This window comes from Streptomyces sp. NPDC127084 (genome assembly GCF_042724175.1).
In the GTDB taxonomy this organism is placed as follows: Bacteria; Actinomycetota; Actinomycetes; order Streptomycetales; family Streptomycetaceae; genus Streptomyces.
In genome coordinates this window covers 1-10,479 of the sequence record NZ_JBHXFA010000195.1, presented here as the reverse complement: position 1 = coordinate 10,479, position 10,479 = coordinate 1, and the positions used below count along the sequence as shown (strand labels likewise).

At 71.6% G+C, this 10,479-nt stretch carries 9 protein-coding genes; 6 read left to right on the top strand and 3 right to left on the bottom strand.

Going from position 1 to position 10,479, the window contains the following annotated elements:
- Positions 1–150: 150 nt before the first annotated feature.
- Both ACFWI9_RS30170 and ACFWI9_RS30165 read right to left on the bottom strand, forming a co-directional pair.
- Complete coding sequence (locus ACFWI9_RS30170; RefSeq protein ID WP_387167190.1) at positions 151–2,334, bottom strand: helix-hairpin-helix domain-containing protein; 2,184 nt, start codon at positions 2,332–2,334, stop codon at positions 151–153.
- The gene (locus ACFWI9_RS30165) at positions 2,331–3,314 is read right to left on the bottom strand and encodes an aldo/keto reductase (RefSeq protein ID WP_387167187.1); all 984 of its coding nucleotides are present in this window, start codon (positions 3,312–3,314) and stop codon (positions 2,331–2,333) included. The genes ACFWI9_RS30170 and ACFWI9_RS30165 overlap by 4 nt, the downstream gene beginning before the upstream one ends.
- Before the next feature lie 125 nt (positions 3,315–3,439).
- On the opposite strand from ACFWI9_RS30165, the gene ACFWI9_RS30160 reads away from it, so the two are divergent.
- Positions 3,440–4,489: an LLM class F420-dependent oxidoreductase gene (locus tag ACFWI9_RS30160; RefSeq protein ID WP_387167184.1), complete on the top strand. Its 1,050-nt coding sequence runs from the start codon at positions 3,440–3,442 to the stop codon at positions 4,487–4,489.
- Between the two features lie 318 nt (positions 4,490–4,807).
- Entirely contained in the window at positions 4,808–5,593 is a 786-nt protein-coding gene (locus ACFWI9_RS30155; protein WP_387167182.1) for a ferritin-like domain-containing protein, read from the top strand.
- A 24-nt stretch (positions 5,594–5,617) separates the two neighbouring features.
- Here ACFWI9_RS30155 and corA read toward each other — a convergent pair whose 3' ends face one another.
- Positions 5,618–6,610, bottom strand: coding sequence for a magnesium/cobalt transporter CorA (gene corA, locus ACFWI9_RS30150; RefSeq protein ID WP_387167179.1), 993 nt, complete (start codon positions 6,608–6,610; stop codon positions 5,618–5,620).
- A 198-nt stretch (positions 6,611–6,808) separates the two neighbouring features.
- On the opposite strand from corA, the gene ACFWI9_RS30145 reads away from it, so the two are divergent.
- The 4 genes from ACFWI9_RS30145 (at position 6,809) to mshC (ending at position 10,348) form a co-directional block, all read left to right on the top strand.
- Positions 6,809–7,504: a histidine phosphatase family protein gene (locus ACFWI9_RS30145; RefSeq protein WP_387167176.1), complete on the top strand. Its 696-nt coding sequence runs from the start codon at positions 6,809–6,811 to the stop codon at positions 7,502–7,504.
- A gap of 61 nt (positions 7,505–7,565) precedes the next feature.
- Positions 7,566–8,156, top strand: coding sequence for a DUF3090 domain-containing protein (locus ACFWI9_RS30140; protein WP_387167173.1), 591 nt, complete (start codon positions 7,566–7,568; stop codon positions 8,154–8,156).
- Positions 8,120–8,944 carry an SCO1664 family protein gene (locus ACFWI9_RS30135; protein ID WP_387167170.1) on the top strand — a complete coding sequence of 275 codons (825 nt, stop codon included), beginning with the start codon at positions 8,120–8,122 and terminating at the stop codon, positions 8,942–8,944. The genes ACFWI9_RS30140 and ACFWI9_RS30135 overlap by 37 nt, the downstream gene beginning before the upstream one ends.
- A 174-nt stretch (positions 8,945–9,118) precedes the next feature.
- The gene (mshC, locus tag ACFWI9_RS30130; RefSeq protein WP_387167166.1) at positions 9,119–10,348 is read left to right on the top strand and encodes a cysteine--1-D-myo-inosityl 2-amino-2-deoxy-alpha-D-glucopyranoside ligase; all 1,230 of its coding nucleotides are present in this window, start codon (positions 9,119–9,121) and stop codon (positions 10,346–10,348) included.
- Positions 10,349–10,479: the final 131 nt, after the last annotated feature.

Genomic DNA, 10,479 nt, shown 5'->3' with positions numbered 1-10,479 from the left:
CGGAGTCGACGCGTCCTGCGCGCACGAGCCGCCCCACCCCCACACCACCCCGCACGCCAACCGAAACCAGCGCACCCCCCCCCCCCGCGCCCCCCCTCCCTCGCCCCTCGCCTCCCCCCCCCCCCCCCCCGACGGTGGGAGTCGGCCGCGCTACGCGTCCGGCGCGGCGAGCAGCCCCTCCAGCAGGGTGCGCAGACGGGTCGTACGGGCCTGTGCCGGGACATGAGCGACCGCGTGCACCAGGGCCTGCTCCACACCGTGGACCACCGAGAGGTGCCGCTCACCGCGGCTGAAGGCTGTGTAGACCCAGGGCCGGCTCAGGCCCTGCGCCGCGTCGCCGGGGAGCACGACGACCGCGGCGGGCCAGCGGCTGCCCGCCGCTTGGTGTGCCGTGAGCGCCCAACCGTGCCGCAGCGCCGAGCCGACCTGCTCCCGGGGGACGACGAGGGCCGCCCCCTCACTCTCGATGCGCAGACCGTCCGCGTCCGCTGAGAGCACCGTGCCGCACAGGACCCGTCCAGGGCTCGGGGCATAAGCCACCCGGTCACCCGGGTCGAAGCCGCCGAAACGACCGGGTCCGGGGTTGAGCTGTACCTTGAGCGCCGCGTTGAGCGCGCGTGTCCCGGCCGATCCGCCATGCCCGACCGTGATCACCTGGGTCCGCTCCGGCGGTACGCCGATTGCCCGCGGCACCGAGTCCGCGACCAGCTGGACCGTGCGGTGCACGGCTTCGGAGGCGTCCCGCACCGGGACGATCACGACCTCCTTGCCGGGTGCCGCCACCTGGTTGAGCTCGCCGATCCCGATGCCCGAGACCAACTCCCCGATCGGGCCGGGGTCGGGCATCCGGGAGGCGATCTGCGGGCACACCCGGGCCGCCAGCACATCGGCGAACACCTGTCCCGGGCCTGCCGAGCCCAGCACTCCGGGGTCACCGCTCAGCACCAGCCTGCTGCCTTCGGGAAGCGACTCCACCAGCATCGCGGCGGTCTCGACGTCGAGCTGCGGCGCGTCCAGAACGGCCAGCACATCGAGCGCGAGGCCACCGTCGGTGTCACGACCGGGGCCCTGGGCCCCGGAGAGCAGCCCTCGTACGGTGACCGCGCCGGTGTCCCCCGACCGTCGGCGGCCGTTCTCGCTGTGGGTCGCGATCACCGCACGCAGTCCGTGTGCGCGAGCGGCCTCGACCAGAGCGAGGACCTCGGCGCGCGCCGCCTCACCACCCGTGTGCACGACCAAGCCATGGCTGCCGACCGCCCGCACCAGCTCAGGCCCTTCCCAGCCGGAATCATCCGGGCCCGTCCGGACCAGCCGGGCGAGACCGTCGGCAAGGCTCTCCTCCGCGAGGGCGTAGCGGTCCAGGCCGACGAGTACCGGCACACTCGGCCGGTCCGCTCCTGCGATGTCTCCGCCGCGCCCCGCCTCCCCGGATCCGGCCTCGTCTTCCGCCGCTTCCTCGTCCTGGAAGGCGTCGTCCAGCCCGTCCTGGAAGACCAGGACGGCACCCGCGGCGATGACCTGCTCCAGCGCCTCATCAGGGTCGGGCACCGAGCGGGCGTCGAGCGCCCCGCGCACGTCAGCCGCCTCCAGTGCGGTATGGCCCTGCCGCGCGGCCTGCTCCAGCAGCCAGGTCACCAGACCCACCGCTCGCCGTGCGTCGCCCGGACCGCATTCGTCACCGAGCAGGGCCCGGGCGAAACCGTCCGCTTGTTCCGGCCGGACGCCCGGCACGGCCAGCAGCCGCCAGGGATCGTCACGCAGCAGCCGCGCGGCCTGCTCCCCGAGGACGCCGGCCACACGCTCCGCGAGCCCCTCGGGCGCGCCGCCCGACACCAGCACCTCCAGCACCGCGGACACGGCGGCCGGACCGGGCTGTCGCGGGCCGTGCTCCGGCTCGGGCACCCGGGGCCGCGCCGGTGGTGGCACGGACGAGGCGGCCGGTGGCCGCGGCGCGGTGGGCGGTTCGACCAGCGTGCCCGCGGCCGTCTGCCCGCTCTCCACCGCCCTCACCGCCGCCAGCAGGTCGGCTGCCGTCCCGCTCAGCTTCGCCCCCGCCTCGATCGGCCCGGCCTTCTCCGCCTTGCGCTGCTCGATCCTCGCCCGCACCTCCCGCTGCGCCGCGAGCTCGGCCTCAGCCTCGGAGAGCTCCCCCGCCCCGGCCCCTTCGCCGTCGGCTTGCTCGCTGTCCGTGGCCGTGGCTTCCGCCTCGGCTTGCTCGCTGTCCGTGGCCGCGCTCCCCGCGTCGGCGTCTCCGGCGCCCGAGGCGTCCGGGACCGCGGCGTCTTCGTGCTCGTCCTCCGGGGGGCCGGGAATCGCCCCGGGTTGCGCGGTCACAGCGTGCTCCAGTCCTGGTCGGGATAGCGGTGCACGGGCGCCGACACATCGTCGAGCGCCTGGCAGATTTCGTCAGGAAGACTAAGACCCTCCACTGACAGTGCCGCCTCAAGCTGCTTCGTGGTGCGGGCCCCGACGATCGGAGCGACCACCCCGGGCCGGTCGCGCACCCAGGCGAGCGCCACCTCCAGCGGGGTGGTCGCGAGTCCGTCGGCCGCCGTCGCGACCGCGTCCACGATGCGACTCGCCGTGTCGTCGAGATAGGGCTCGACGAAGGCCCCCATCGTCTCCGACGCCCCTCGCGAGTCCGAGGGAGTCCCGGACCGGTACTTGCCCGTGAGTACCCCGCGCCCCAGCGGAGACGACGGCAGCAGTCCCACGCCCAGATCCAGCGCGGCCGGCAGCACCTCGCGCTCGATCCCGCGTTGCAGCAGCGAGTACTCCATCTGAGTGCTCGCCAGACGCGTCCGTATACCTCCTGCGGCCTCCTGCCAGGTCGCCGCCTTCGCCAGCTGCCAGCCGCAGAAGTTGGACACACCCGCATATCGTGCGCGTCCGCTGCTCACCGCGAGGTCCAAGGCCTGAAGGGTCTCTTCCAGCGGAGTCTGCGCGTCGAAGGCGTGGATCTGCCAGAGGTCGACGTGATCGGTGCCGAGGCGTTCCAGCGACGCGTCCAGGGCGGCCAGCAGATGACCGCGCGAGCAGTCGAACCTGCGGTCCGGCTCCAGCACGCTCCCGGCCTTCGTCGCGATGACCAGATCACGCCGCGGCACGAGCCGCTCCATAAGCCGTCCCAGCAGGTACTCGGCCTCGCCGCCGCCGTACACGTCGGCCGTGTCGACCAGCGTGCCGCCCGCCTCCCAGAAGGCCTTCAACTGCTCAGCGGCGTCATGCTCGTCGGTGTCCCGGCCCCAGGTGAGGGTGCCTAGCCCGATCCGGGACACGCGCAGGCCGGTACGGCCGAGATGCCTCTGCTCCATGCGGCGAGATTACTGGCCATGGCTCGGCCCGGATCCACCCCTGTGGACAAGTCGCTCCTGTCGGATGCGGGGCCGTCGCGCTAGAGTCCGCGGGAAAGACGTTACTGACGGGTAAGGGGAGCGGTATGCGGCTCGGCATCAATCTCGGCTACTGGGGAGCCGGCATGGACAGCGACAACCTCGCTGTCGCTCAGGAGGCGGACCGCCTCGGCTATGACGTGTGCTGGGCCGCCGAAGCGTACGGCTCCGACGCGCCCACCGTGCTGGCCTGGGTCGCCGCCCAGACCGAGCGTATCGACGTCGGTTCCGCGATCTTCCAGATCCCCGCTCGCCAGCCCACGATGACCGCCATGACCGCGGCCACTCTCGACGCCCTCTCCGGGGGACGCTTCCGCCTGGGCCTCGGTGTCTCCGGGCCGCAGGTCTCCGAGGGCTGGTACGGAGTGAAGTTCGACAAACCGCTCGCCCGTACCCGTGAGTACGTCGAGATCGTCCGCAAGGCCATGACCCGCGAGCGCCTCAGCTACGAGGGCGAGCACTGGACCCTCCCGCTGCCCGGCGGCCCGGGCAAGCCGATCAAGCTGACCGTGCACCCCGAGCGCGAGCACATCCCGGTCTACATCGCCGCCATCGGCCCCAAGAACCTCGAGCAGACCGGTGAGATCGCGGACGGCGCCCTGCTGATCTTCGCGGCCGCCGAGCACATCGAGGACACGGCGATCCGCCACATCCGCGCGGGCCGCGAGAAGGTGGGCAAGACCATGGAGGGCTTCGATGTCTGCCCGACCCTCCCGATCGCCCTCGGCGACGACGTCCGGGGCCTCGCCGACATGTTCCGCCCGTACACGGCGCTTTACGTGGGCGGTATGGGCAGCCGGAAGCAGAACTTCTACAACCAGCTCGCCCAGCGCATGGGATACGAGAAGGAAGCCGCGGAGATCCAGGAGAAGTACCTCTCCGGTGACAAGAACGGCGCCGCCGCCGCCGTGCCGCACGAGCTGGTCGACTCGACGGCGCTGCTCGGCCCCGTCGAGCGGATCGCCGATCGGATGCAGGCCTACGCCGCGGCCGGGGTCAACACGCTGACTCTCGCCCCCGCCGGCTTCACCCTGGACGAGCGGCTGGCGTCCCTGCGGGCCGGTACCGACGCCCTGGAGCGCGCCGGGCTGGCCTGATCGCGCCGCGCCCGGCCGCCGGTGAACGACCTGCCGCCGTTCGCCTGGCACCTGCTGAACGACCTGCGGCCGTGGTGGGGGCTCGGGGTCATCCCCGCCACGGCCGTCATGCCGTCTAACGCGCCCGGCGTCCTGGGGTCACGGGACGCCCGGGAGGCGCCACGCGGCGCCTGTGCCGTCCTGTGCGCGGCCGGAGTGCCTCGCACGCGCTTCCCGCGCGCTCCTCCTTTTGGCTGAGTCCTCCGCTCCATCGGTTGCCTGACCGGCCGCTCCGCATTTGACTCGTTCTTTGCGGGTGTCCGACTGGAGGTGGCAGTGATGCTCTCGGCCCGAAGCCTGTTCCAGGAGATCCTCGACAGTGACGACTCCTACCAGCTCTTCTGCTCGATCGCGGCCAGTGGCGAGACCCAGGGCGGCTGGGAGAACGGCAGGATCGCCGCACTCGTGCCCGACTCCATGGGCGAGCTCGCCCCGAAGATCACCCGGCACGGGGCGGACGAGGACAAACACGGGCGGATCTTCAACGGGCTGCTGAAGAAGAGGGGCCTCGACCCCGTCGCCGTCCCGCCCGAGACGGACTACACGATGCTCCTGGAGCGCCAGGGCATCGGCCTCGCCCACGACAAGCTGCGCCAGGACCAGCGCCTCAGCGAGCGGGACATCATCGTCTACCTCTCCCACAGCCGGGTCACCGAACAGCGCGCGGCGGACCAGATGGACATGCTGGTGAGGTACTTCGGGGATCATCCCGAGGTCGGCAAGGCGATCCGGCAGATCTGCGACGACGAGGACAACCATCTGGCCTACTGCCACGAGGAGCTGCTCCGCCTCGCCTACGCCGGGCACGGCCGTACCATCCAGCGTGCGCTCCGCGAGTGCGCTCTCACCGAGATCACCGTCTACCGGGACGTCAGCCTCGCCGTGATGTCCCATATGGGGAGACTGCTGCGCTGGCCCAAGGCCAAGTCGGTCGCACTCGCCGCGGGTATCCACGCGATGTACGTCTACGAGCGGGCCGGCGGTTGGCGGCGCATGGTGAGCCTGAAGATGCCCGAACGGCGCAACGCACTCGGTGGCCCGGCGGCGGCCGCTCCCGCCATCTGACGGTGGGGTGACCGGCAGCCGTGATCACAGCCATCCGCGGCGCTTGAACAACCGGTACAGCCCGTACACCACCACCGCCATCAGCAGCAGGACCGCCGGATATCCCCAGGTCCAGCTCAGCTCGGGCATGTGCTCGAAGTTCATCCCGTAGATCCCCGCGACCATCGTCGGAACCGCCACCATGGCCGCCCAGGCGGAGATCTTCCGTACGTCGTCGTTCTGCCGTACGCCCATCTGCGCGAGGTGCGCCGCCAGGATGTCCGAGAGCAGCCGGTCCAGCGCCTCCACCTGTTCGTTGACCCGCAGCAGATGGTCGCCCACATCGCGGAAGAACGGCTGGGCGTGCTCATGGACGAAAGGGACCGTCGCGTTCGTGAGCCGCTCCACCGGTGCCGACAGCGGTACGGTCGCCCGGCGGAACTCCAGCACCTGCCGCTTGAAGGTGTAGATCTTCGCCGCGGTGTTCCGGGACCCGCCCCCTTCGGGCGCGAAGACCTCCGCCTCCAGGCCCTCCATGTCGATCTGCAACTCGCTCGCCACGTCGATGTAGTGGTCCACGATCGCGTCGCAGACGGCGTAGAGAACGGCGGTCGGACCGTGACGGAGCACCTCGGGAGCGGCTTCCAGGCGAAGGCGTACGGAGTGGAGCGGTGAACTCTCCCCGTGCCGCACCGTGACCACGAACGAGTCACCGATGAAGACCATCACCTCGTCAGCCGAGACGGCATCGGTCTCCGCGTCGTACCTCAGTGGTTTGAGCACCACGAACAGCGAATCGTCGTACACCTCCAGCTTGGGCCGCTGATGCGCACTGAGCGCGTCCTCCACGGCCAGCGCGTGCAGGCCGAACTCGCTGCTGACACGGTCGAACTCCGACTCCGTCGGTTCATGGAGACCGATCCACAGGAACGCGTCCCCGCTCGCGCGGGCCTCGGCGAGGGCATCGGAAAGATCGTCGGGACCCTTGGTGCGGCGGCCCTCCCGGTAGATGGCGCAATCCACGATCACGGCGCGCATTCTTCCGCGCTCGGGCCCGGTCCGCACCCGCGCGGCACCCAACCGCGCAGCCTCCACCCCGCCAGCATCCGTACAGTCCCCAGCCCGCGGCCGCTCGGCCCCGCCCGTGCCCGCCCCCCGGCCCCGCCCGCACAGCCCCGGCGGTCCCCGCCCGAGACCGAGCTCCCGGCCGTCCGCCCCGGCACTAGGCTGACCCGCATGGCCACGTTGATCCTCGTACGCCACGGGCGCTCCACCGCCAACACCGCGGCGGTCCTCGCCGGCTGGACACCCGGAGTCGGCCTTGACGAGCGGGGCGGGCTCCAGGCAGCGGCGCTGCCGGAGCGACTCGCCTCCGTAGACCTCGCCGCCGTGGTCACCAGCCCGCTCCAGCGCTGTCTGGAGACCCTGCAGCCGCTGCTGGACGCGCGTCCCGGACTGCCGCTGCACACCGACGAGCGGATCGGCGAGTGCCACTACGGCGAATGGTCGGGCCGCAAGCTCGCCGAGCTCGCCGACGAGCCCCTGATGGAGGTTGTCCAGCGGCACCCGTCGGCGGTGACCTTCCCGGGCGGCGAGTCGATGCGTGCCATGCAGGCCCGTGCCGTGGACGCCGTGCACGACTGGAACGCACGTCTGACGCGTGAGCACGGTGAGCAGGCGGTCTATCTGATGTGCTCGCACGGCGACATCATCAAGGCCGTTGTCGCGGACGCGCTCGGTATGCACCTCGACCTCTTCCAGCGGATCCATGTCGAACCGTGCTCCGTGACGGCCATCCGCTACACGCGCACCCGCCCCTTCCTGCTCCGGCTGGGCGACACGGGGGACTTCGGCTCGCTGGTGCCCGCGAAGCGCCCGGAGGGAGGGCAGGACGGAGCCGCGGTGGTCGGGGGCGGTGCTGGCGCACAGTGATCGGTCGGCGCAGTAGGGTGGACGGGCCGTAAGCCCGCTGATTCTTCAAGGGAGACAGGACGTGCCCCGTCAGGTATTCCTCTACGACCCGCCGGACCGCTTCGTGGCCGGCACGGTCGGGCTGCCTGGGCGCCGATCCTTCTTCCTCCAGGCATCGGCCGCCGGTCGCATCACGAGTGTCGCCCTGGAGAAGACCCAGGTCGCGGCGCTTGCAGAGCGGATCGACGAGCTCCTTGACGAGGTGGTGCGCCGTACCGGGGGCAACGCCCCGGTACCGGCCATGGCTCCCACGGACGTCGCTGACACCGCCCCGCTCGACTCGCCGGTGGAGGAAGAGTTCAGAGTCGGCACGATGGCGCTGGCCTGGGACGGCGAGGAAGAGCGCATGATCGTCGAGGCGCAGGCGCTGGTGGAGCTCGACGCGGACTCCGAGGAGGACCTCGCCGAGGCCGAGGAACGGCTGCTGCAGGATGAGGAGAACGGACCGCCGATGCTGCGTGTCCGGCTGACCGGGGCACAGGCGAGGGCCTTCGCCAAGCGCGCCCTGGACGTCGTGAACGCGGGGCGGCCGCCGTGCCCCCTGTGCAGCCTGCCGCTCGACCCGGAGGGACACGTATGTCCGCGCCAGAACGGATATCGCCGCGGAGCGTGACCGCCCTCGACCTGCTCACCAAGGGTGAGCTCACCGTGCGGGGGCGGGTCCGCGAGGCGTCCAACGCGGTGCTGTTCTGCTCGGTCGCCTTCGACGGCGACGAGGCGCACTGCGTCTACAAGCCGGTCGCCGGTGAACGGCCCCTGTGGGACTTCCCCGATGGGACGCTCGCTCAGCGAGAGGTCGCGGCGTACGAGATCTCCGAGTCCACCGGGTGGGGCCTGGTACCGCCCACCGTGCTGCGGGACGGCCCTTATGGCGAGGGCATGGTCCAGCTCTGGATCGAGACCGATCCAGCCGCCGGCGAGCTGCTCGCCCTGGTCGACACGGAGGAACCCGGCGACGGCTGGAAGCCCGTAGGCCTCGCCGATGTGGGGGAGGGGCGCACGGCGCTGCTCGTACACGCCGACGACCCTCGGCTGCGGCGGCTCGCCGTGCTCGACGCGGTGATCAACAACGGTGATCGCAAGGGCGGCCATCTGCTGCCGTCGCCGGGCGGACGGCTGTACGCGATCGACCACGGTGTCACCTTCAACGTGGAGGACAAGCTCCGCACACTGCTGTGGGGCTGGGCGGGGGAGCCGCTGACAGCGGAGGCCAAGGGTGCGCTCGGGGCGTTGGCCGATGCCCTCGGCGACGACCGGTCGGACCTCTCGGACAGGCTGGCGCGGCTGCTCACGGCCGCCGAGGTGGCGGCAATCCGAGCGCGGGTCGCCGACCTGCTGGCCGGTGGCCGACACCCGGAGCCCTCGGGGAACTGGCCCGCCATCCCCTGGCCGCCGGTGTAGCAGGACGGCCGTCGCCGGGCCGCGTCGCTGTCCCGCCACCGGTATGGCTCTGCGGCACCGTCTCCGCGGTCTGCGCCGATACCTCCTGCTCACCGACCCGCGCAAGAGGGCCCAACCAGCCAAGAGCTGATATCCGGTTCGTATCCGGAAGCCGCATCCGGTTACGCTCATGGCATGCATGCCTGGCCCGCTTCCGAGGTCCCCGCCCTGCCCGGCAAGGGCCGCGACCTCCGGATCCACGACACCTCGACCGGCGGTCTTGTAACCCTTGACCCCGGTCCCGTCGCCCGTATCTACGTCTGCGGAATCACCCCGTACGACGCGACCCACCTGGGTCACGCGGCGACCTACAACGCGTTCGACCTCGTGCAGCGCGTGTGGCTCGACACCAAGCGGCAGGTCCACTACGTCCAGAACGTCACGGACATCGACGACCCCTTGCTCGAGCGCGCCAAGCGGGACGACGAGGACTGGGTGGCGCTCGCCGAGCGCGAGACCTCTCTGTTCCGGGAGGACATGACCGCGCTGCGGATGCTTCCGCCCCAGCACTACATCGGCGCCGTCGAGGCGATACCGGGAATCGTGCCCCTGGTGGAGCGTCTGCGCGACGCGGGTGCCGCATACGAACTGGACGGCGACATCTACTTCTCGGTGGACGCCGACCCGCACTTCGGCGAGGTCTCCCGCTACGACGCCGACCTGATGCGCGCCCTGTCGGCCGAGCGCGGCGGAGACCCCGAGCGGCCCGGCAAGAAGAACCCGCTCGACCCCATGCTGTGGATGGCGGCCCGCGACGGCGAGCCCAGCTGGGACGGCGCAAGCCTCGGACCCGGGCGCCCCGGCTGGCATATCGAGTGCGTCGCCATCGCCCTGGACCACCTCGGCATGGGCTTCGACGTCCAGGGCGGCGGCTCCGATCTGGCCTTCCCGCACCACGAGATGGGCGCCTCGCACGCCCAGGCCCTCACCGGCGAGCACCCGTTCGCCAAGGCGTACGTCCACGCCGGGATGGTGGCGCTGGACGGCGCGAAGATGTCGAAGTCCAAGGGAAACCTGGTCTTCGTGTCCGTGCTGCGCCGTGACGGGGTCGACCCGGCCGCCATCCGGCTGGCGCTGCTGTCCCGTCACTACCGCGCCGACTGGGAGTGGACCGACCAGGTGCTCCAGGAGGCCCAGGACCGTCTGGCCCGCTGGCGCGCCGCGGTCTCGCGCCCCGACGGCCCGCCGGCCGACGCCCTGGTCGAGGAGATCCGCGAGGCCCTGGCCGGCGACCTGGACGCCCCTGCCGCGCTCGTGGCCGTCGACCGCTGGGCGGCGCGGCAGCAGGCCGACGGCGGCACGGACGAGGGCGCGCCCGGTCTGGTGTCGCGTGCCGTGGACGCCCTGTTGGGTGTCGCCCTGTAGTACACGTACGAGGGCGAAGGACGTGAAGCGGGGGGGTGGCCGGGGGGGGCCCCGCCGCCTGGGGAGATCGATTCCGAGTGCTCGCACAGTGCGCCGTCGTGTGGCGCGGGTCGCGGTGGGGCCCCGGTTTA

What these genes read in the sequence shown, in the direction of transcription:
- ACFWI9_RS30145 (WP_387167176.1), top strand. Translation starts at nt 6,809, where the DNA reads ATGGCCACGTTGATCCTCGTACGCCACGGGCGCTCCACCGCCAACACC.
- ACFWI9_RS30155 (WP_387167182.1), top strand. Translation starts at nt 4,808, where the DNA reads ATGCTCTCGGCCCGAAGCCTGTTCCAGGAGATCCTCGACAGTGACGAC.
- ACFWI9_RS30135 (WP_387167170.1), top strand. Translation starts at nt 8,120, where the DNA reads ATGTCCGCGCCAGAACGGATATCGCCGCGGAGCGTGACCGCCCTCGAC.
- ACFWI9_RS30160 (WP_387167184.1), top strand. Translation starts at nt 3,440, where the DNA reads ATGCGGCTCGGCATCAATCTCGGCTACTGGGGAGCCGGCATGGACAGC.
- corA (WP_387167179.1), bottom strand. Translation starts at nt 6,610, where the DNA reads ATGCGCGCCGTGATCGTGGATTGCGCCATCTACCGGGAGGGCCGCCGC.
- ACFWI9_RS30165 (WP_387167187.1), bottom strand. Translation starts at nt 3,314, where the DNA reads ATGGAGCAGAGGCATCTCGGCCGTACCGGCCTGCGCGTGTCCCGGATC.
- mshC (WP_387167166.1), top strand. Translation starts at nt 9,119, where the DNA reads ATGCATGCCTGGCCCGCTTCCGAGGTCCCCGCCCTGCCCGGCAAGGGC.